The sequence below is a fragment of the Burkholderia ubonensis genome, from assembly GCF_001718695.1.
GTDB classification, from domain to species: Bacteria; Pseudomonadota; Gammaproteobacteria; order Burkholderiales; family Burkholderiaceae; genus Burkholderia; species Burkholderia ubonensis_B.
In genome coordinates this window covers 121,412-141,175 of record NZ_CP013422.1, presented here as the reverse complement: position 1 = coordinate 141,175, position 19,764 = coordinate 121,412, and the positions used below count along the sequence as shown (strand labels likewise).

The following is a 19,764-nucleotide window of genomic DNA, read 5'->3' as shown; positions in this document are numbered from 1 at the left end:
CGCAACGACGTAACGGCGGGTGCGCGAAGCCGGCTTCGGGCACCCGCCGTTACGCAGCCGCACGCCGCCACGCGCGGCGGCATGCGGCAACGGGCGAACCCGCGCGCGATCCTCAGCGATTCGCGCCGAGCGCCACGCGCAGCCGCTCCATCAGCGCCGTGTAGTGACGCAGCACGTCGGCCTTGTCGGTCACGTTCGCGGTCGCGAAGCGCTCGACCCATGCCGGTTTCCATTCGTACGCGCCGTGCACGCTGCGGTCGCCATCGGGCGCGTGGATCAGCGAACGAATCCGCGCGTCGCGGCCGGGCCCCGTGTGCGTCTCGAACAGCGCATGGATGTACGTGTGGTACGCGTCGTACACGTCGTCGCCGAACAGGTAGCGGTAGATGTGGAACGTGCGGTCCAGCTCGCGCTTGGCGCGGATCACGTCGTCCGGCGAAATGTCCTTCCAGTGGCCGATCCACGTGTAGAAGCACAGCAGCTGGTTGAGCAGCGGCGCGACCGCGTCGTAGAGCGCGAGCCGTTTCTCGATCAGCTTCTGGTTGGTCCACTGCACGAGCTCCAGCCGCTTCAGCCGGCGCGCGACGAGCCAGCCGAGGCAGGCCACCGACAGCGGCGTCAGCACGCCGAGCACGAGCTTGACGATTTCCAGCGAATTCCACGGATTGTTGAATGGCGGCATGAAGGGCTCGACAAGAAGAACGCACCGCGCGGCGATCGTCGCGCGATGACGGTTAGTTGCCGGTGCAGCCGACGCGCGCATCGGCCGCGACGCGGCGAAACGAAACTGCATCGACAGTGTAGCGGGCGATCGTCACCGGCCGATGACGAAACGGCGATGCGGCGCGGCGCGTCCGCCGTGCGCTACGTCGGCAGCGCCGACGTGAGCTTGACCTTCTGCATCGGAATGTCGGTCTTCACGCTCAGCACGCCCGGAATGCGCGTCAGGTATTCCATCTGGAAACGCCGGTAGTCGTCGATGTCGGCCGCGACGACGCGCAGCAGGAAATCGCAGTCGCCCGCCATCAGATGGCACTCGACGACTTCCGGCATCTGCTGGACGGCCTCGGCGAAGCGGTTCACGGATTCCGCGTCCTGCCCCTTCAGCCACACGCGCGTGAAGATCGTCAGCCCCTTGCCGACCTTCGCGGGGTTCAGCACGGCCACGTATTTCTCGATCACGCCCGCTTCCTCGAGCAGCCGCACGCGCCGCAGGCACGGCGACGGCGACAGCCCGACTTCGTGCGCGAGCTCCACGTTCTGCATGCGGCCGTCGCGCTGGAGCGCGCTCAGGATTCGCCGGTCGATGGCATCAAGCTTCATTTTGGCATCCAATTCCAAGAAATCCGCGAATCGCGTATTCGATGCCAAATTCTCCGAAAGAACTGGCCACAACGCAACCCGATTCGAGTCAAAAAAGCAGACAATCCTCCTCCCGAAGGAGGTGTGATGAGCAGTAGTGTTTCAACGTCGACCGGGCTGCGCCAGCAGTCCGCGTTCTTGCTGGAGATGAGCCGCGGCCTGCGTGCGTCGCTGCCCATGATGCTGGGTTTCGTTCCGTTTGCGCTGGTGCTCGGCGCGCAGGCCGCCCAGAAGGGCTTGAGCCTGCTCGAAGTGCCGATGCTGACCGGCCTCAATTTCGGCGGCGGCTCCGAATTCGCGGCCATCCGGCTGTGGACCTCGCCGCCGCACATCGCGCTGATCGTCGCGATGTCGTTCCTGGTCAATTCGCGGCACATCCTGATGGGCGCCGCGTTTGCGCCGTACATCCGGCGCCTGCCGCGCAGGCGCGCATTCGCGGCGCTGTTCTTCATGTGCGACGAGAGCTGGGCGATGTCGCTCGCCGACGCGCGGCGGCGCTCGGCCGACCACATCAGCGTCCCGTATTACGCGGGCGTGGCCGCCGGCCTCTACATGACGTGGCTGTCGATGACGACGCTCGGCGCCGCGCTCGGGCCGACGATCGGCGACGTCGAGCAGTACGGCTTCGACATGGCGTTCACGGCGGTTTTCCTGGTGCTGCTCCGAGGCATGTGGAAGGGCATGCGCGCGAGCCGGCCGTGGTTCGTCAGTCTCGTCGTCGCAGCCGCGACGCACCTGGCCGTCCCGGGCGCGTGGTACGTCGCGGCCGGCGCGTGCGCGGGACTGATCGCCGCCGTGCTGTGGGAGCCGCGCGATGATGCCTGATTTCCATACCGTCGCGACCATCGTGCTGATGGCGTCGACGACGTACCTGTCGCGCATCCTCGGCTACGTGATGCTGCGCAACCGCACGCTCAGCCCGCGCATGACGGCGGTCATGGAGAACGTGCCCGGCTGCGTGCTGATCTCGGTGATCGCGCCGGCCTTCGTGTCGAGCCGGCCCGCGGACCTGCTCGCGCTGGCCGTCACGCTGCTGGCCGCGACCCGCCTGTCGATCCTGCCGACCGTCATCGCCGGGGTCGTGTCGGCGGGAGTGCTGCGGCAGTTGCTGGGGTAACGCGGTAACGCGGTGCGGGCTGCGGGCTCTGGTCGCTGCTACTCGGCTGCCCCGTTGCTTGTCGAAGCAAACCGAATGGTTGCGATCAGTACGCGCTCAAGGCGACGTCGCCGCGGCCACCGACACCGGTATCAAACGGCCTCGCCGCTCTCGCCCCCATCACGTCAGATTCAATCCCCCGTCGAGCATCACGATCTCGCCCGTCATGTAATCGGACGCGACGAGCATCGCGACCGTCTGCGCGACGTCGTCCGGCTGCGCCGCGCGGCGCATCGGTGCGTGCTCGCGCCAACGCTGCCGCGCATCCGTCCAGCCGGCGGTCAGCGGCGTGTCGACGAGCCCGGGCGCCACCGCGTTGACGCGGATCGCCGGCGCGAGCGTGCGCGCGAGCAATCGCGTCGTGTGATTGAGCGCGGCCTTCGCGGCCGCATACGGAATCGACGCGCCCTTCGGCCGTACCCCGGCATGCGAGCTGACGTTGACGACGCAACCGGCGCGCCCGCGCGACGCTGCATCGAGCAGCGCGGGCTGGGCGAGCGCCACGAGCCGGAACGGCGCGATCACGTTGATCTCGTGCATCTCGCGCCACACGTCGGGCGTCGCGGCCGCGAGATCGTCATGTGCGATCACGCGGCTCACGCCGGCGTTGTTCACCAGCACGTCGAGCCGGCCATGCACCGCGAGCGCATCGCGTATCAGCCGCACGCGCTCGGCATCGTCGGCGAGATCGGCCTGCACGTACGTGCCGCCGAGCTCCCGCGCCATCGCGCGCCCGGCGTCGACCGAACTGCGCGAATGCAGGATCACCGCATGGCCATCCGCCGCGAGGCGGCGCGCGATCGCCGCACCGATGCCCGACGTCGATCCGGTGACGAGCGCGACCGGCCGATGCACGCGCAGCGCGCGCGGCTCGACCGCGGTTTCGGTTTCGGTTTCGGTTTCGGTTTCGGAAAGCGGGTCGTTCAACGGCGGAAGCGGCGCGTCCATGGGATGCGATCCTGTCAGTGGCGTTCCCGCATCATAAGCGCGACGGCGGCCGCTGCGGGCAAGCGCGGCTTATAGCTGGCCGGGCAGTTCGACGAAATCCTCGAGCGCGCCCGCGACGTGAAGCCGCTTGCCGATTCTCGGATACTCGCACACGTCGTGTTCCAGGCGCTGCCCCATGATCAGCAGTTCGAGCGGCGCGGCGCCGGTGTTCTGCAACGTGTGCGCTTCGCCGCCGCGCGCAAAGCCGAGAAAATCGCCCGGCCCGATTTCGTACGCACGCTCGCCGATCGTGGCCGTGCCCGTGCCCGACAGCACGTACACGCATTCTTCCTCGTACAGATGACGGTGATATTCGGCCGATTCGCGACCGGGCGTCAGCGTCAGCAGGTGCGCGCCGATCTGCGTGAGGCCGGTCGGGTCGCCGAGCTGGCGTTTCAGGCGGACCGCATTGGGGTTCAGCGGATGCACTTCGCGCGCCGGTTCCATCTTCGCGATATCGGCGGCTTTCAACAGTGCCCTGGCAGGCGTCGGGGACATGGCAACCTCGTCGGCAGCAATGCAGCGGTTGAACGGGCTCGCCGAAGCGGCACGGCAAGCATGCGACGGTATTGTCGGACATTTTCGCGCACGCGCGCAGCGGTGCGCGCGGCCGCCCGCGCGGCGGTCGCTCAACGCACGTGCACGCCGCGCAACTGCGTCAGCAATGCGACGAGACGATCGACGTGTTCGTCCTGCGTGCGCCACGACGACACGCTGATGCGCAATGCGGGCCTGCCCTGCCACACGGTCTGTCCGAACCATACGGCGCCCGAATCCTGCGCGGCTCCGATGATGGCGATCGTTTCGTCGTCCGTGCCGGCTCGCACCAGCACCTGGTTGAGCACGACGCGGCTCAGCACGTCGTAGCCGGCCGCACGCAGGCCCGTCGCGACGCGCGACGCCAGCGCGCAATGCCGGTCGATCATCGCGGCGACGCCGTCGCGGCCGAGCGCGCGCAACGCGGCCCAGATCGGGATGCCGCGCGCCCGTCGCGAGAACTCGAGGTTGAGATTCATCTGCGCGTCGTGCGCGCCGCTCAGGTAAACGGCGTCGCTGTTCATTGCGGTTGCGAGCGCCGCCGCGTCCCGGCAGATCACCATCGCGCCGTCGTACGGCGTGTTGAGCCACTTGTGGCCGTCGGTCGTCCAGCTGTCCGCGCCGTCGATGCCGTCGGTCAGCGCCGCCTTCGACGACGCGCGCGCCCACAGGCCGAACGCGCCGTCGACGTGCACCCACGCGCCCGCCGCCTTCGCGCGTGGAATCAGCGCGGCGAACGGATCGAATTCGCCGGTGTTCACTTCGCCGGCCTGCATGCAGAAGATCGTCATGTCGTCGAGCGGCGGCAGGCGCTCGGGGTCGATGCGCCCGTGCGCGTCCACCGGCGCGACGACGATGCGCTTCATCCCGAAGCCGAGCACCCGCAGCGCCTTCTTGACCGTGATGTGCGCGAGCGCCGAAATCACCACCTTGACCTCCGGCGCGCCGATCAGGCCGTCGCCCTCGAAGTCCCACCCCTTGCGCGCGAGCAGCGCGCGCCGCGCGGCGGCGATCGCAACGAGCGTGCACGCGGTCGCGCTGGTGCCGAAGCCGACCGCGCTGTCGCGCGGCAGATCGAGCGCATCGACGACCCAGCGCGCCGCCTGCCGTTCGATCGTCGCGGCCACCGGCGAGTTGTCGAACGACGACGCGCACTGGTCCCACGCGAGCATCAGGCGCTCGGCCGCCGCGGCGGCCGGCAGCGCGGCGCCGATCACGAAGCCGAAGTAGTTCGGGCCGTTCGACGCGACGGTCGCGGGCGAACCGGCGCCGTCGAGCAGCCGGAGCACGTCGTCGGCCGGCTTCCCGTGTTCGGGCAGCGGCTCGTCGAAGGCGGCCAGATTCGCCAGCGCGGCGGCATCCGGAAACACGCGGCGCGTGTCCACCGACGTCAGATAGGCGCGCGCGCGTCGGTCCGCGTCCGCCAGCAGGGCAAGTTCATCCATGTGGGTTCTCTCAGAGTTGCGACAGATCGCGGCTCAGCCGCTTCAGCTCGGCGTCGATCCGCTTGTAATAGGTGAATTTTCCGAGCCGGGTCGCGCGCACCAGGCCGGCATCCGCGAGGATCTGCATGTGACGGGTGGTCGTCGCCGGCGCGATGCCGAGCTTCTCGGTGATGAACGTGCAGCACACGCCGACTTCGTCGATATCGGCATGCACCTGCGGCGGGAAATGCTTGCTCGGGTTCTTGAGCCAGCGCATGACGGCGAGCCGGCTTTCATTGGCAAGGGCACTGATGCGGGTTACGTCGTCCATGGGGTCGGCCTCGGTTAACGTTTCGCATATTAGCTAAATGACGAAACGTCTGCAACGGCCCGTCGCGTGATCGGGCTGCGGCAGGCGCAGATGCGCTGCACCACGTTGCGGGACGATGCGGCACGGTGCGCGAAACCAACGGCACGTCCGCGCCGCTTTCCGTTTCCCGCGCTGACGTTCTACAGTTACGGGAACCGACCTGCACCGTTGCGCATCGCCCACGTGCCGCGATACACACCCGATTCCGAGGGACATCCATGCCGAGCATCATCGCCGGTTCCGCCGCCCTGCCGCCGAGCACCGTCGCCGCCGAAACGCGCATGGTGCGCGACGTCGCCACGCTGCGGCCGTCCGACTACCGGTCGGCCGACGGCACGGCGTGGGTCATCGCGACCATCACGCCGGCCGCCGACAGCGGCGCGCCGGTGACCGGCCCCACCTACTTCGACACCGCGACCCGCCAAACCGTCGCGGTACCCGATGCGCGCAGGCGCTATGCGAACCGCGGCACCTGGCAGGTCGTCGCGACGTCGAGCCCCGCGGTGCCGGCCACCGGCCGTTACGACTGGCTCACGCTCGCGTGGCTGCCGATCAACCGGCGGCCGCTGCCGCAAACGCCCGAGCATCTGTATTCCCCGTTCATCCACGGCGGCACGATCGTCTATCGATGGAATCCGGCAGCGCAAGGCGGCGAGCAGTTCGGCAACGTGCGGATGATCTTTCCGGCGTGGCAGCAGCCGGTGGCGGACGTGCTGCGCAGCGCACCCGACGACGCCGCGCAGTTGGCAGCGAGCGCCGCTGCACCGGCGCTCGAGCGCGTGGTGCACGACGACAATCCGATGCTCGCCGTCGTCGACTTCGGTACCGCGCTGCAAGAAGAACCGGCCGAGCGGATCGCCGCGCGTCTGCCGGCATTGTTGCGGGCGCGCGATTTGCACGAAGTGTCGGCGCTCGTGTTCCTGTGCATCGCCGAAGCGCGCGAAGCCGAGCGGCCGCGCCTCGTCGAAGCGATCAACGGGGCGATTTTCTCGATCGACGACGGCCCACGTCTGCTCGCGATCGCCTACGGCGCGTTCGCGGCCGGTCGCGCGAAGCAGCGTCCGTTCAGCGATGCCGCGCAGACCGCGCGCATCGGCGACGTGTTCGCCGCGTTGAAGCAGCGCACCACGGCACTCGGCGTGCCCGTCGGTCACGGCACGCCATGGGATGAGTTCTTCACGGCGTACCGGCTCGGCGGCACGTCGGCCGGCGTGGGCCGCGACATCCGGTAGTCAGGGCTGCGGCGCGAGCGCCGCGCGTATCGTCGGGCGCGCCGCCGCACAGCGGCGAACGCGACGTCGTCCTGAACGATCGCATCCGCCATTCGAGCGGCCGCCGCAACGCGGCGCAGGCCGCTCGATCACGACGGGAACCGCAAGCGCCGCGCCGGGTCGAAACGCCGCATCACGCGTCGACCGCGTCGCATTCACCGGTCGATCCCTCGTTCCCCGAAACTTTTCCTTCATGTTGAGCCTTGGTCCCTTCTCGATACGCGTCGTCGCGGTAGCCGCCGCGGCATTGCTGGCGTGGCTCGTTGCCCGCCTGATCCAGCGCCGCCCGCCTGACGGCCAGCACAAGAGCGCGTCGAGCCTGATCCTCGACGCGCTGCTGCTGGGGCTCGTCGCCGCCCGTATCGGCTATGTCGCGCAATGGTGGCGCGAATACGCGGCGACGCCGCGCTCGATCGTCGCGCTGGGCGACGGTGGCTTCGACTGGCGGATCGGCCTCGCAACCGCGCTGGTGTTCGCGGTGTGGCGGCTGCGCCGCCTTCCGGCTCTGCGCCGGCCCGTCGCCGCCGGCATCGTCGCCGGGCTGGCCGCATGGGGCATTGCGCTGGGCACGCTCGCGACGCTGCAGCGCAATGCGCCGCCGTTCGCCGCAATGCAGTTGCAGGCGCTCGATGGAGCGCCCGTGTTGCCGCAACGCTTTGCCGGCAAGCCGCTCGTCGTGAATCTATGGGCGACGTGGTGCGCGCCCTGCCGGCGCGAAATGCCGATTCTCGAACAGGTGCAGCGCGATCGGCCGGACATCACGGTGTTGATGCTCAATCAGGGAGAAAGCGCATCGGCGGTACGCGCGTTCCTCGCGCAGCAGGGGCTGCGCTTCGACACCGTGCTGCTCGATCCGACGCTGCGCGCGATGCATGCGTACGGATCGCGCGGCCTGCCCACGACGCTGTTCTTCAACGCGAAGGGCGAACTCGTCGAATCGCACATGGGTGAAATCACGGCCGCACGGCTGAAGGACGCCGCGGCGCAGCACTTCGGCCAGTGATGCGCGCGGCGCCCGGCGGCGACCGTCACGGCCGCGACATCACCATCACGCGCCCCGACACGCGCTGAAGCTTGAGCCAGCCGGTGTCGGCGGTAAAGCGGAGCTGCTGCAACGGGAAGTCGAACGACGCCTTCTGCGCCGCGCTGACCACCGCATCGGCGATCCACCGAATCAGTTCCTTGCCTTCGTCGGTGGTCTGGTGGCCGTTCTGCACGCCGTAGAAATAGCGATTGCCCGCGTTGACTTCGTTCTGCAGCTGCATCCAGTGGCCGGCCAGGCCGGGCAGCGTTCTGAACAGATCGGCGACGCGTTGCGTCGTCAGGCCGCGCGCCCACAACGCACCGTTCGTCGCCGGGCGCGCCAGGTTGTGTCGGTCTGCTTCCTGGGCCTGCTCCTTGATGTCGCCTCGCAGTGAGTCGGGTTTCGTCATCGCATTTTCCTCGTGAAGGCCCGTCGCGGGCCGGTTGATTGAAAAGCCGCTGAAACGCGCGCGCGCGCTGCCCGCACGATATCGCCAATCCGGAAAATGTTCGCCTGTCAGGTGTATCAGGCCGCGCACGCGCGCGCACGATCGGCGCGACACTGCATGCGTCCCGCCCGGTTGCGTTCGCGCCGCGCACGGGAAGGTTGTACAGTCGAGGGCTGCCGACGTGCGAGCGCAGCGCCGTCCGACGACGAGCCGTGCATCACGTCGCGCCTTTTGTCATCGAACCGGAATCCCGTCATGTTTCTCGATCATCTTCATCCGGAACGCTGGACGTTCCTGTGGAACGCGTTGTCGACGCTTTCGATCAGGCTTTGCGCCGGCCTCGCGTTGCTCGTCGTCGGCTGGTGGCTGTCGAAGCGCATCGGCAACTGGCTGAACCGTCTGCTCGCGAACAAGGAGCGCGTGGACGTCACGCTGCGCCCGATCCTCTGCGACGTCGCCGTGTGGGGCATCCGCATCGTCGCGATCGTCGGCGCGCTGTCGCAGCTCGGCATCGAAACCGCGAGCATCGTCGCGGTGCTCGGCGCGGCCGGCCTCGCGATCGGCCTCGCGCTGCAAGGCACGATGCAGAACATCGCGGCCGGCATCATGCTGTTGCTGCTGCGGCCGTTCAAGGTCGGCGACTACATCGACGGCGGCACCGGCGTCGCGGGCACCGTGGACGAGGTCGGCCTGTTCATGACACGGCTGACCAAACCCGACGGCATCTGCGAATACGTGCCGAACAGCGCGCTGTGGGGCAGCTCGATCCGCAACTACACGCGCAATCCGACGCGCCGTCTCGATCTCGAAGTGGAGGTGTCGGTGCACGACGACATCGATCGTGCACTCGGCGCGCTGCGCGCGCTGGCCGAAGCCGACCCCGACGTGCTGAGCGATCCTGCGCCCGACGTGATGGTGATGCGCTTCGACGACAGCACCGCGATCGCGAACGTGCGCGTGTGGACCCACACCGACAAGTTCTGGGCGACCCGCTGGCGTCTCGCGCGCCAGGTGCGCAAGACGCTCGACGATGCGGACTGCGCACTGCCGATCCGCACCCGCGAGCTGCATATCGTGCACGACGCCGAGCAGCAACGACGCGCCGATCCGCATCGCGCGCAGGTGTCGTGAGGCGGCGCGGTGCATGACCGCGCGTATCGCGCGAGGACACGCCGCGCGATACGCTCCGGCATGCGCGGCGTCGCGTACGTCACGTAATTCGTACCTCGATCGGTTGCCCGCATGGTCGCGCGGCTGCGCGGCGCAGCGGGCGCTCGATCGGCATCGCCGCTGCTCGCCGAAGCGGCGGTTCAGCGGTTCAGCGGTTCAACAACGCAGCGAAACGCCTACGCCCGCCCTTCGAAACCAAGCAACACGTTCACCGCATTCACGCCGATTTCGTCGACCATATACCCGCCTTCCATCACGAACAGCGTCGGCACGCGCAGCCGCGCGAGCGCCTCGCCGATGCGCAGGTAGTCGGGCGAGCGCAGCTTGAAGTGGCTGATCGGGTCGTGCTCGAACGTGTCGACGCCGAGCGATACGACCAGCAGATCGGGCGCATGCGCGGCGACCGCTGCCGCCGCGTGCTCGAGCGCACGCGCATACGCGTCCCACTGCGTGCCCTTCGGCAACGGCAGATTCAGGTTGAAGCCGTCGCCCGCGCCGCTGCCGCGCTCGTGCGCGTAGCCGGAGAAGTACGGATAGCACACGGCCGGCTCGCCGTGGATCGACGCGAACAGCACGTCCGCGCGATCGTAGAAGATGTCCTGCGTGCCGTTGCCGTGGTGGAAATCGACGTCGACTATCGCAACGCGCGCAGCGCCGCTCGCGATGCCGCGCTGCGCGGCGATCGCCGCGTTGTTCAGATAGCAGTAACCGCCCATGTATTCGCGACCCGCATGATGACCGGGCGGCCGGCACAGCGCGAACGCCGCACGCGCGCCGCCGTTCGACAGCAGGTCCGCCGCGGTAAGCGCGGAATTCGCGCTCGCGCGCACGGCGTCCCACGTGCCGGCATTGATCGGCGCACCGGCGTCCATCGCGAAGAAGCCGAGCTTGCCGTCGATGAAATCGGGCAGCGCCGCCGCCGACGGCATCGCGCGCACCGGCCACACCAGCGGCAGCGCCTGGCAGCTGCGGCCGCTCGCGGCCCACTCGTCCCACGCACCGGCAAGAAACTCGACGTAACGCGCGCTGTGCGCGCCGGCGTAGCAGGCGGGGTCGAACGCGCGCGGCACGAGCACGTCGCCGAGGCCCGCCGCGCGCACCTGCGCGAGCACCGTCTCGGCGCGCAGCGGGTTTTCGAACGAATCGGTGATCGCGCCGTCTTTCAGTTCGACGCCGCGATGCAGATGGTGATCGCTGCTATAGATCGTGAGCATGGTTGGCCGTTCCAGTGAAACGCGTGACTGAGGCGACAGTCTATCGACGCCCGATGGCGATTGTTTTGCTTTCGACTTCGCCGTTTCCTACAATTTCGAAAAAACCGCCTACGGAGATCACTCAATGAGCAAAAATCGCGCTCCGCTCGAACTGGACGGCGTCGACCGCGCGATGCTGCGCATGCTGCAGGACGACGGCGCGCTATCGAATGCGACGCTCGGCGAGCGCCTGTCGTTGAGCGTCACGCCATGCTGGCGGCGGCGCAAGCGGCTCGAGGACGAACGGGTGATCACCGGCTATCAGGCCAATCTCGACCGCCGCGCGCTCGGAATGAACGTGTTCGCGTTCGTGCACGTCACGTTCAACATGCATTCGGACCAGGACGCCGATCATTTCGAGGACGTGATGCGCAGTCACGACGAAGTGACGTCGTGCCACAAGATCACCGGCGCGGCCGACTACATTCTTCAGGTGGTCGCGTCCGATCTCGACGCGTATGCCACGTTCGTCGAACGCGTGCTGAGGAAGCAGGCCGGCGTGTCGTCGATTCAGTCGAGCCTCGCGCTGCGCGAGGTGAAGTTCTCGTCGCGCGTGCCGGTGCCCGATGCGTAAGCGTCCGTTCCCGCCCGCGCCGGCATCCGCGTCGATCGTCATCCCATGGAGCACCCCGTCATGAAACCCGTCATGCCTTCCGTCTCGCTCGCCGCCGCATTCGCGCTCGCGCTCGCATTGACCGCCTGCACCACCGAACCGCCGTCGCCGCTTCCACCGGACGTCGCCGGACGGTCCGCGCCGAGCACGCAGACCGCCCAGGTCACGCCGCCCGCACTCGGCGGCGATCGCGACGCGCACGGCTGCATCGGCTCGGCCGGCTACGCGTGGTGCGCGCACACGCAGCAATGCGAGCGTCCATGGGAGCTCGCGCACGCGCGCGGCTTCGCGAACAGCGCGCAGGCGTACGAGCAGTTCTGCGGGAACGGCGTCGCGAATTGACCTGAGGCAGGCGCGAACGCCGGCCCGCGATGCCGCGCCGCGGCTCGACGATCGGCGGGCGCGCTTCGCGCCGTGCCGCGAGCGCACAGGTCGGGCCGCACGCGTTCGCTTTCCGTCGTTGCGGCCGCGTCCGGGCCGCCGCAACCGGCCGGCCGCGGCATTCGCGCCGTTGCGCGCTGCCGCCGTATCGGCCCGCTCGCCGCGCGCCCGCCCGAATGCCCGACTGCCGGTGCGCCGCATCCGCTAGAATTGCGGGCACGCGCGACGCCGTCGCCGCCCGCTCCACCCATCCGCATCGCCGCGGTCCCCGCGACCGCCGGTGCGGCCCGCGCCCGAGCCGCGCGAGCGCCGCACGCCGTTGCCGCGCCCGCCGGGCGCGCCACCAACCGAATTCAGCTGGAGAATGACCGTGTTTACCTGCCGAAACCAGAGCTGCGGCACGCAGTGGGAAGAATCCGACGTCGTCATCAAGGACGAAGGCCAGGGTCTGCTGTTCCGCTGCCCGCTGTGCGGCGCGCGCAACTATCTCGAGCGCTTCGAAGCCGAAGACGGCACCGTCGTCTACGAACAGATGGAAGGCCGCCCTTACCTCGGAGACCTGTCCTGACATGAGCCAACCGACCGCCACGCCGTTCAGCACGCTGCCGCTGACGCCCGCCACGCTCGCCAATCTCGCGCAGCTCGGCTATGCCGACATGACGCCGATCCAGGCCGCGAGCCTGCCGATCGCGCTGGCCGGCCACGACCTGATCGCACAGGCGAAGACCGGCAGCGGCAAGACCGCCGCGTTCTCGCTCGCGCTGCTGGCGCGCCTCGACGCGCGCCGCTTCGACGTGCAGGCGATGGTGCTGTGCCCGACGCGCGAGCTCGCCGACCAGGTCGCGCAGGAAGTGCGCCGCCTCGCGCGCGCCGAGGAAAACGTGAAGGTGCTGACGCTGTGCGGCGGCACGCCGATGCGCCCGCAGACGCAGAGCCTCGAACACGGCGCGCACATCATCGTCGGCACGCCGGGCCGCATCATGGACCACCTCGACCGCGGCACCCTCGCGCTCGACGCGCTGAACACGCTCGTGCTCGACGAGGCGGACCGGATGCTCGACATGGGCTTCTTCGACGACATCGCGAAGGTCGCGCGGCAATGCCCGCCGACGCGCCAGACGCTGCTGTTCTCAGCCACGTACCCGGACGGCATCGCGAAGCTGAGCCAGCAGTTCCTGCGCAATCCGAAGGAAGTGAAGCTCGCGGAGCGGCACGACGACAGCAAGATCCGCCAGCGCTTCTACGAAGTGACCGAAGACGAGCGGCTGCATGCGGTCGGCCTGCTGCTGAACCACTATCGCCCGGTCAGCACGATCGCGTTCTGCAACACGAAGCAGCAATGCCGCGACCTGCTCGACGTGCTGCACGCGCAGGGCTTCCACGCGCTCGCATTGCACGGCGAGCTCGAGCAGCGCGAACGCGACCAGGTGCTGATCCAGTTCGCGAACCGCAGCTGCTCGGTGCTGGTCGCGACCGACGTCGCCGCGCGCGGCCTCGACATCGCGCAGCTCGAGGCGGTGATCAACGTCGACGTGACGCCCGATCCCGAAGTGCACGTGCACCGCATCGGCCGCACGGGCCGCGCGGACCAGGACGGCTGGGCGCTGAGCCTCGCGAGCATGGACGAGATGGGGCGCGTCGGCGGCATCGAGCAGGCGCTGAAGCGCGAAGTCGAATGGCACCCGCTCGCCGAGCTGAAGGCCGACGCCAGCAGCGAACCGCTGCTGCCGCCGATGGAAACGCTGCAGATCCTCGGCGGCCGCAAGGACAAGATCCGTCCCGGCGACGTGCTGGGCGCGCTGACGGGCGACGCTGGCTTCAGCGGCGCGCAGATCGGCAAGATCAACGTGACCGAGTTCTCGACGTACGTCGCGGTCGAGCGCGGCATCGCGCGCGACGCGCTGCGCAAGCTCAACGCGGGCAAGATCAAGGGCAAGCGGGTGAAGGTCCGGCTGATGGACGAGTGACGCCGGGCGGGCTGCTTCAGCCCAGCGCCGGGTAGCCGAGCGCCGCGGCCTCGGTCGCGAACCGCTCGATCGCCGCGTAGTCGTCCGGCGCGAGGCGCTCGAACCCGCGCAACCGGAGCACACGCGCGCGCTCGGCATCAACCGCGACGGCATAATCGAGCGCGTCGCGCAGCAGCACCGCCTGCGCATCGCCGAGCGCGCGCGACGCGATCAGCGGCAGACCCGGCGCCGGCGCGGTCATGCCGATCGCGCGCACGCCGCGCAGCAGGCCGGGCAGCGCGTCGCGCACGTAGGCGAACGTCACGCAATCGATCGCCGCGCAGTCCGCTTCGTTCCCACCCAGCGCGCGCAGCACGTTCAGATGCGAACCGAACGGCGCCGCCGACGCGAAGAAGCGCCCGTCGCGCGCATGCGGCGCGACCGCATGCCGGAACGCGTTCATCCCGCTGTGCGAATCGTCGCCGTTGTATGCGGCACGCAGGCCGCGACACGCGGCGAGCGTCGTCGCGCCGCCCGCGTGCGCGCGCGCCCACACGACGAGCACGCTGCGATAATGCGCGCCTTCACAACCTTTCACGTCGAAAGCGGGCGTCGCGATCAGGCGCACGGCATCGCCGAGCCCGAGCATCCGGTACGGATATCCGCAGGTCTGCGACAGCAGCAGATCGTCGCGGCGCCAGAAGGACAGCAGCTCGCCGAACGGTTCGTCGCGCAGCGCGATGCCGGCCGGCCCGCCCGCGTGCGCGAAGGCGTCGAGCGCGTCGCGCAGCAGCGCGCGCCACAGCGCGGTGTGGCGCGGCGTCACGTTGTACATCGGCAGTCCGGCAATCCAGCGGCTCATCCGCGCATTCTACGCAGCGGCGCTGCACCGCGGGAAGCACGCTCGATCGAACTTCCGCAGGCACCGAAACACGAGCGCGCGAACGATGCTTATGCGCCGCGCGGCGATAAGCAAATGCGAAACGCTTGGTTGGCGCGCCGACGCCGCGCCGTTAGCGTTCAAATGGCGCGGCGCCGTCGGATTCCGCCCTGGTGACGGCCGCCACCGGCGAAACACCTGCGGGCACATCGAGCGTGCGCTGCATCGACGCATTCGTCCGCTTGCCGCCTTTCGCGCCGACGGCGCACTTCATCCCGTTTCACACCATGGCTGAATACTTCGACGTCGATCACGCACGCGCGATCGCGGCGCTCGACGCCCGCTTCACGGCGCGCACCGAATGGCCGACCTGGCTTCTGATCGCCGTCATCTACGGCGGCTGGCTCGCCGTACTGCTGCTCGTGCGCGCGGGCGCGTTGCCGCTCGCCGCCGCAACGCCGCCGCTGATCCTGCTGTGCGCGTGGCACCTGTCGCTGCAGCATGAGCTGCTGCACGGCCATCCGACGCGCTCGGCGCGCGTGAACCAACTGCTCGGCTATCCGCCGCTGTCGGTCTGGTATCCGTACACGCTGTATCGCGATACGCATCTCGACCATCATCGCGACGAAGACCTCACCGTGCCCGGCGTCGATCCGGAAACGAACTACCTGTCGCCCCGGCAATGGGCAGCGCTGCCGCGCTGGCGCCGCGCGCTGTGGGTCGCACGCAAGACCTTCATCGGGCGGCTCGTGGTCGGCCCGCCGGCGAGCGTCGCCGCGATGTTCGCCGCGTCGTTCGCGGCGTTCCGGCGCGGCGACCTGCGCTATCTGCCGATGTGGACCGCGCACGTCGCGTGCGTCGTCGCGCTGCTCGCGTGGCTGCAGCTCGCGATCGGCGTGCCCTGGTGGTACTACCTGCTCGCGGTCACGTGGCCCGCGCACTCGCTCGCGATGATCCGCTCGCTGTACGAGCATCGCGCCGCCCGCGATCCGAAGGCGCGCATCGCGATCAACGAGGCCGGCTTCGCGATGCGGCTCCTGTACCTGAACAACAACTACCACCTCGTGCATCACGACCTCCCGAAGCTGCCTTGGTACGACCTGCCGCGCGCGTACCGGATGCGGCGCGACGCGTATGCGGACAAGTGCGGCGGCTTCGTGATCCGCGGCGGCTACCGGGCATTGCTCGCGCGCTACGCGTGGCGGCCGACCGATGCGCCGGTGCATCCGTTCGAGCGCGGCACCGCATCGCTGTCCACAGGCTGCGGCGCGACGGTCGCCGTGGTCGACGGGTATCTCCGGATCAGTACCTGACGCACGTCATGCGCGCGAGCGCGTAGCGCGTCGGTCGCGTCGCGAAGCCGCCCGTTGCGGCGGCCGTTGCGCGCAACGGCGCGCCGTCCACGCCCCCTGCGCATTCCTTACGAAACGCCGACGCCAGCGCAATGCGGCGCTCTACCGCCGAATTGCCAATTGCGTCGGCAATGGCCAGAATGACGGCTCGTCCGGAGCCGCCCACGATCATTCGCTCCGCCTCCGCCCGCGGCCGCGCGCCGCCCTCTCCGAACGACGATGCAACCCAACTCCTCACCCGGCGCGGTCCGCTCGATCGGCAACGACTGGTCGGTGTCCGCGATCACCGCGGGCTTTCTGGCGGTGCTGATTTCCTATGCGGGTCCGCTCGCGATCCTGTTCCAGGCATCGCAGGCCGCGCACGTATCGAACGAGATGGTCGCGTCGTGGGTCTGGGCGATTTCGATCGGCGCGGGCGTGTCGGGCCTGTTCGCTAGCTGGAAGCTGAAGGTGCCGGTGATCACCGCGTGGTCGGCGCCCGGCACCGCGCTGCTCGTCGGCCTGTTTCCGCAACTGTCGCTGAACCAGGCCGTCGGCGCCTACCTGACGGCCGCGGCGATCATGCTGGCGATCGGCGTGAGCGGCGGTTTCGACCGTCTGGTCCGCCATATTCCGCGCGGCATCGCGTGCGGGATGATGGCCGGCATCCTGCTGCCGTTCGGCATGCATGCGTTCTCGGCCGCGACCGCGCAGCCGGTGCTCGGCTTCGGGATGATCGGCGCGTACGTGATTTTCAGGCGCCTGCTGCCGCGCTACAGCATCGTGCTGGTGCTGCTGACGGGCGCCGCGCTCGCGACGCTGCTGGGGATCGCGCACATCGGCAACGTATCGCCGAGCATCACGCGGCCCGTGTTCATCGCGCCGGAATGGACGCTCGGCACCACGCTCAGCCTCGCGTTGCCGCTGGTCGTCGTCAGTCTCACCGGCCAGTTCCTGCCGGGGATGACGATCCTGCGCGTCTCGGGCTACCACACCAGCGCCCGGCCGATCATCGCCGCGACCGGCGTGATGTCGCTCGTCGTCGCCTGCTTCGGCGGGATCACGATCGTCGTCGCGGCGATCACCGCGGCGCTGTGCACCGGCAAGGATGCGCACGAGGATCCGGACCGCCGCTATGTCGCGGGCATCGCGAACGGGGTGATCTATCTGATCGGCGGGATCTTCGCGGGGACGATCGTCACGCTGTTCTTCGCGCTGCCGAAGGCGTTCGTCGCGATCCTCGCGGGGCTCGCGCTGATCGGTGCGATCGGCGCGAACGTGCACGGGATCTTCGAGGACGACGCGCACCGCGACGCGTCGGTGATCACGTTCCTCGCGACCGCATCGGGGATGACGTGGCTGGGGCTCGGGTCCGCGTTCTGGGGCATCGTGATCGGGTCGGCCGCGTATGCGGCGTCAAGCCGGGTGCGCCGCCACGCGTGACGCGACGCGCGCGCATCGGCGCAGACGTCGGCTCAGCGCGTGTGCTCGCGCAGCAGCGCCGCGATCGCCTGCTCCGGTGACGTTGCGCCGTAGACGCGCTCCGACACGCCGGCCTCGACGTCGATCTGTCCTGCGTTGTGCGCGTCGTAGAGATCGACGATCAGCTTTGCATGAAGTTCGCTGAGACCGGCGCGCAACAGCGTAGCGGTCCATGCGTCGCGCGGCAGCTCCTGCGCGACGATCGCGCGGCCGACACGTTCGGCGAGCGCATGGGCGATGTCGCGCACGTTCACGCGCCGCGGCCCCTCGATGCTGACGATGCGCAACGCCGTACGCGCCGCGGCCGGCTCGGTCAGCAGCCGCGCGGCCGCGATGCCCACGTCTTGCGCCCAGACCGTCGGAAACACCTTGTCGACCGGATGGTGCAGGCTCGGCAGGACGCCCGTCGCCAGCGCGACCGGCATGACCCGCGCCCAGTTCTGCAGGTGTTCGGCCGAGCGCAGCAGCGTGAGCTGCGTCGGGATCGTCTTGAACGCCGCTTCGAGCCGATGAAAGAGCCGCGTGATGCCCGTGTTGCCGTCACGCTCCGCGCCGTAATCCGACAACGCGAGCAGCGCCGGCGGCGCAGCGGCGACGAGCGCGCCGGTCACGACGTCGATGATCCGCTCCATCGACGCGGCCGGGTCGCGCTCGGCGGCGGGCACCGGACACAGCATCTGCACGCCGTGCGCGCCGTCGAGCGCCGCGGCGACCGACCGCTCGTCGGTCAGGTCGGCGATCGCCACCTCGCAGCCGAGTTGCACGAAGCGCTCGCACCGGCTTGCGTCGCGCAGGACGGCGCGAACCGGATGGCCTGCGCTGCGCAGGGCCGTGACGGCCGACAAACCGACATTGCCTGTTGCGCCGAAGATCACGAACACGATTCGCTCCTGTTGGGGGATGACGTTGCGGTGATTGTCGCGGTGCGCGACTCGGATGGCGCGCACGGATGGATGAAGCGAGCAGGAATGGATGACGCGATGGTCGGGGCGCGCGCGGGTGGACGGCGTGAGCTGCGGCTCGGTGGATGTTATCGGAGGCGCGCTGTCAGGTTGGCGTTGCCATTCACGCTGCCCTTACCGCCATCAACCTCCTAAGCCCGCGTCAGCCCGCCCTTCCCCCCGCGCGCGCAATTTCGGTCGGCGTCGCGCCGAGCAGGCGGTTCATCCAGTTCGCCATGTGGCTCTGGTGCGCGAATCCCGCTTCGAGCGCGACCTGGCTGATGCTGAGCCGGCCTTCGAGCAGCAGCGCCTTCGCGCGCTCGACGCGGCGCTGCACGACGTACTGATGCACGGGCATGCCGAGCGTCTCGCGAAACAGCACCTTGAAATGCGGCACGCTGATCGCCGCCAGCGCGGCGAGTTCGGACAGCGTCAGCCGCCGCTCGAGGTTGCCCTCGATGTAGTCGATCACGCGCGACGCCGCCTTCGGCGTCAGCATGGGCGTGCGCTCGCGTAGCGCCGGACGGCTGTCGGCCAGCCGCGCGACCAGCGCCGTGCACAGGCTTTCCGCGTAGAGCGGGTCCGATGCGTCGTCCGCTTCCAGCTCGGCGGACAGCGCCCACGCGATGTGCTGCAGGCGCGGGTCGCGCACCTGCATGCGGCGGCGGATCTGCGCCTGCGACGGCTTGAGTTCGAGCTGGTCGAAGGTCGCGCGCGCGAACGTGTCGCTGATCGAAATGCGCAGGATCCGGCAGTCGCCGTCGTCGGTCCACTGGCCGGGCAGCCCGGCCGGGATCACGTCGGCGTCGCCGTGCGCCTGGATGCGCGCGGACCGGCTCCCGTCGCACACGCAGTGCGCGCGCACGGGCGCGCCGACGTGCACGCCGACCCGGTGATGGTCGGCCGCCGGAATCCGGTGGGTGCCCGCGCGGATGCCCAGCAGCGCCGCGCCGAAGCCGCACCATCCGAGCCCCCGGCTGGAGCGCAGCGTGATGGGGACGCCTTCGTCGGGTGGCGCGGCGAGAATCGGATCGCTCATGATTTCCCTCCACCGAAGCGGATACAGATCGCGCATTGTGACGCCTTTTCGGCGCGCTTGCCGGGCCTGCGCGGTCACTTCGACGTCGCGTCGGAAAAGATCATCCGTTTCTGCTCGGGCCAATCCTTGCGTGCGCGCCAATCGCAGCC

24 protein-coding genes are annotated in these 19,764 nt (G+C 69.2%); 11 read left to right on the top strand and 13 right to left on the bottom strand.

Going from position 1 to position 19,764, the window contains the following annotated elements:
- Positions 1 to 112 precede the first annotated feature (112 nt).
- Together WJ35_RS20665 and WJ35_RS20660 are read right to left on the bottom strand one after the other, a co-directional pair.
- Positions 113 to 682: a hypothetical protein gene (locus WJ35_RS20665; RefSeq protein ID WP_069239879.1), complete on the bottom strand. Its 570-nt coding sequence runs from the start codon at positions 680 to 682 to the stop codon at positions 113 to 115.
- Positions 683 to 864: 182 nt separating this feature from the next.
- Positions 865 to 1,323: an Lrp/AsnC family transcriptional regulator gene (locus WJ35_RS20660; protein WP_006486309.1), complete on the bottom strand. Its 459-nt coding sequence runs from the start codon at positions 1,321 to 1,323 to the stop codon at positions 865 to 867.
- A 126-nt stretch (positions 1,324 to 1,449) separates the two neighbouring features.
- On the opposite strand from WJ35_RS20660, the gene WJ35_RS20655 reads away from it, so the two are divergent.
- Positions 1,450 to 2,187, top strand: a complete 738-nt coding sequence (locus WJ35_RS20655; protein WP_010097873.1) for an AzlC family ABC transporter permease — start codon at positions 1,450 to 1,452, stop codon at positions 2,185 to 2,187.
- Entirely contained in the window at positions 2,180 to 2,479 is a 300-nt protein-coding gene (locus WJ35_RS20650; RefSeq protein ID WP_069240589.1) for an AzlD family protein, read from the top strand. Before WJ35_RS20655 ends, WJ35_RS20650 begins: the two co-directional genes overlap by 8 nt.
- Before the next feature lie 159 nt (positions 2,480 to 2,638).
- Here WJ35_RS20650 and WJ35_RS20645 read toward each other — a convergent pair whose 3' ends face one another.
- The 4 genes from WJ35_RS20645 to WJ35_RS20630 form a co-directional block, all read right to left on the bottom strand.
- Positions 2,639 to 3,466 (bottom strand): SDR family NAD(P)-dependent oxidoreductase, encoded by an 828-nt coding sequence (locus WJ35_RS20645; RefSeq protein WP_069239878.1) that lies wholly within the window; start codon positions 3,464 to 3,466, stop codon positions 2,639 to 2,641.
- 69 nt (positions 3,467 to 3,535) lie between these two features.
- Positions 3,536 to 4,003 (bottom strand): cupin domain-containing protein, encoded by a 468-nt coding sequence (locus WJ35_RS20640; protein WP_059462833.1) that lies wholly within the window; start codon positions 4,001 to 4,003, stop codon positions 3,536 to 3,538.
- A 131-nt stretch (positions 4,004 to 4,134) separates the two neighbouring features.
- On the bottom strand, positions 4,135 to 5,487 hold the full coding sequence (locus WJ35_RS20635) for a pyridoxal phosphate-dependent decarboxylase family protein (RefSeq protein ID WP_069239877.1): 1,353 nt from the start codon (positions 5,485 to 5,487) through the stop codon (positions 4,135 to 4,137).
- A gap of 10 nt (positions 5,488 to 5,497) precedes the next feature.
- Positions 5,498 to 5,797, bottom strand: coding sequence for an ArsR/SmtB family transcription factor (locus WJ35_RS20630; protein ID WP_010100493.1), 300 nt, complete (start codon positions 5,795 to 5,797; stop codon positions 5,498 to 5,500).
- A gap of 257 nt (positions 5,798 to 6,054) precedes the next feature.
- Here WJ35_RS20630 and WJ35_RS20625 point away from each other — a divergent pair, with 257 nt between their 5' ends.
- Together WJ35_RS20625 and WJ35_RS20620 are read left to right on the top strand one after the other, a co-directional pair.
- On the top strand, positions 6,055 to 7,068 hold the full coding sequence (locus WJ35_RS20625; protein WP_069239876.1) for a hypothetical protein: 1,014 nt from the start codon (positions 6,055 to 6,057) through the stop codon (positions 7,066 to 7,068).
- A gap of 232 nt (positions 7,069 to 7,300) precedes the next feature.
- Positions 7,301 to 8,110 carry a TlpA family protein disulfide reductase gene (locus WJ35_RS20620; protein ID WP_059460418.1) on the top strand — a complete coding sequence of 270 codons (810 nt, stop codon included), beginning with the start codon at positions 7,301 to 7,303 and terminating at the stop codon, positions 8,108 to 8,110.
- Between the two features lie 25 nt (positions 8,111 to 8,135).
- Here the strand turns inward: WJ35_RS20620 and WJ35_RS20615 are convergent, their stop codons facing one another.
- Positions 8,136 to 8,540 (bottom strand): hypothetical protein, encoded by a 405-nt coding sequence (locus tag WJ35_RS20615; protein ID WP_011881250.1) that lies wholly within the window; start codon positions 8,538 to 8,540, stop codon positions 8,136 to 8,138.
- Positions 8,541 to 8,834: 294 nt separating this feature from the next.
- Between WJ35_RS20615 and WJ35_RS20610 the strand changes: the two genes are divergently transcribed.
- Positions 8,835 to 9,710: a mechanosensitive ion channel family protein gene (locus tag WJ35_RS20610; protein ID WP_011881249.1), complete on the top strand. Its 876-nt coding sequence runs from the start codon at positions 8,835 to 8,837 to the stop codon at positions 9,708 to 9,710.
- Between the two features lie 215 nt (positions 9,711 to 9,925).
- On the opposite strand, the gene WJ35_RS20605 is transcribed toward WJ35_RS20610, so the two are convergent.
- Positions 9,926 to 10,963: a histone deacetylase family protein gene (locus tag WJ35_RS20605; protein ID WP_011881248.1), complete on the bottom strand. Its 1,038-nt coding sequence runs from the start codon at positions 10,961 to 10,963 to the stop codon at positions 9,926 to 9,928.
- A gap of 124 nt (positions 10,964 to 11,087) precedes the next feature.
- Here WJ35_RS20605 and WJ35_RS20600 point away from each other — a divergent pair, with 124 nt between their 5' ends.
- The 4 genes from WJ35_RS20600 (at position 11,088) to dbpA (ending at position 13,963) form a co-directional block, all read left to right on the top strand.
- Positions 11,088 to 11,576, top strand: coding sequence for an Lrp/AsnC family transcriptional regulator (locus tag WJ35_RS20600; protein WP_014724347.1), 489 nt, complete (start codon positions 11,088 to 11,090; stop codon positions 11,574 to 11,576).
- Between the two features lie 60 nt (positions 11,577 to 11,636).
- Positions 11,637 to 11,957, top strand: a complete 321-nt coding sequence (locus WJ35_RS20595) for a hypothetical protein (protein ID WP_014724346.1) — start codon at positions 11,637 to 11,639, stop codon at positions 11,955 to 11,957.
- Positions 11,958 to 12,366: 409 nt separating this feature from the next.
- The gene (locus WJ35_RS20590; RefSeq protein WP_010089753.1) at positions 12,367 to 12,564 is read left to right on the top strand and encodes a hypothetical protein; all 198 of its coding nucleotides are present in this window, start codon (positions 12,367 to 12,369) and stop codon (positions 12,562 to 12,564) included.
- A gap of 1 nt (position 12,565) precedes the next feature.
- Positions 12,566 to 13,963, top strand: a complete 1,398-nt coding sequence (gene dbpA, locus WJ35_RS20585; RefSeq protein WP_069239875.1) for an ATP-dependent RNA helicase DbpA — start codon at positions 12,566 to 12,568, stop codon at positions 13,961 to 13,963.
- A 16-nt stretch (positions 13,964 to 13,979) separates the two neighbouring features.
- Here dbpA and WJ35_RS20580 read toward each other — a convergent pair whose 3' ends face one another.
- On the bottom strand, positions 13,980 to 14,804 hold the full coding sequence (locus WJ35_RS20580; RefSeq protein ID WP_060231587.1) for a phosphate/phosphite/phosphonate ABC transporter substrate-binding protein: 825 nt from the start codon (positions 14,802 to 14,804) through the stop codon (positions 13,980 to 13,982).
- 151 nt (positions 14,805 to 14,955) lie between these two features.
- Positions 14,956 to 15,096, bottom strand: coding sequence for a hypothetical protein (locus WJ35_RS31465; protein WP_155121953.1), 141 nt, complete (start codon positions 15,094 to 15,096; stop codon positions 14,956 to 14,958).
- A gap of 13 nt (positions 15,097 to 15,109) precedes the next feature.
- Here WJ35_RS31465 and WJ35_RS20575 point away from each other — a divergent pair, with 13 nt between their 5' ends.
- On the top strand, positions 15,110 to 16,135 hold the full coding sequence (locus WJ35_RS20575) for a fatty acid desaturase (protein WP_069239874.1): 1,026 nt from the start codon (positions 15,110 to 15,112) through the stop codon (positions 16,133 to 16,135).
- Here the strand turns inward: WJ35_RS20575 and WJ35_RS31460 are convergent.
- Positions 16,125 to 16,346, bottom strand: coding sequence for a hypothetical protein (locus WJ35_RS31460; protein WP_124259667.1), 222 nt, complete (start codon positions 16,344 to 16,346; stop codon positions 16,125 to 16,127). The two genes, WJ35_RS20575 and WJ35_RS31460, sit on opposite strands and share 11 nt — an antisense overlap.
- 47 nt (positions 16,347 to 16,393) lie before the next feature.
- Between WJ35_RS31460 and WJ35_RS20570 the strand changes: the two genes are divergently transcribed.
- Positions 16,394 to 17,596, top strand: a complete 1,203-nt coding sequence (locus WJ35_RS20570; RefSeq protein ID WP_034193707.1) for a benzoate/H(+) symporter BenE family transporter — start codon at positions 16,394 to 16,396, stop codon at positions 17,594 to 17,596.
- A 32-nt stretch (positions 17,597 to 17,628) separates the two neighbouring features.
- Here WJ35_RS20570 and WJ35_RS20565 read toward each other — a convergent pair whose 3' ends face one another.
- Both WJ35_RS20565 and WJ35_RS20560 read right to left on the bottom strand, forming a co-directional pair.
- Positions 17,629 to 18,516 carry an NAD(P)H-binding protein gene (locus tag WJ35_RS20565; RefSeq protein ID WP_069240588.1) on the bottom strand — a complete coding sequence of 296 codons (888 nt, stop codon included), beginning with the start codon at positions 18,514 to 18,516 and terminating at the stop codon, positions 17,629 to 17,631.
- Positions 18,517 to 18,739: 223 nt separating this feature from the next.
- Entirely contained in the window at positions 18,740 to 19,615 is an 876-nt protein-coding gene (locus tag WJ35_RS20560) for an AraC family transcriptional regulator (protein WP_069239873.1), read from the bottom strand.
- Positions 19,616 to 19,764: the final 149 nt, after the last annotated feature.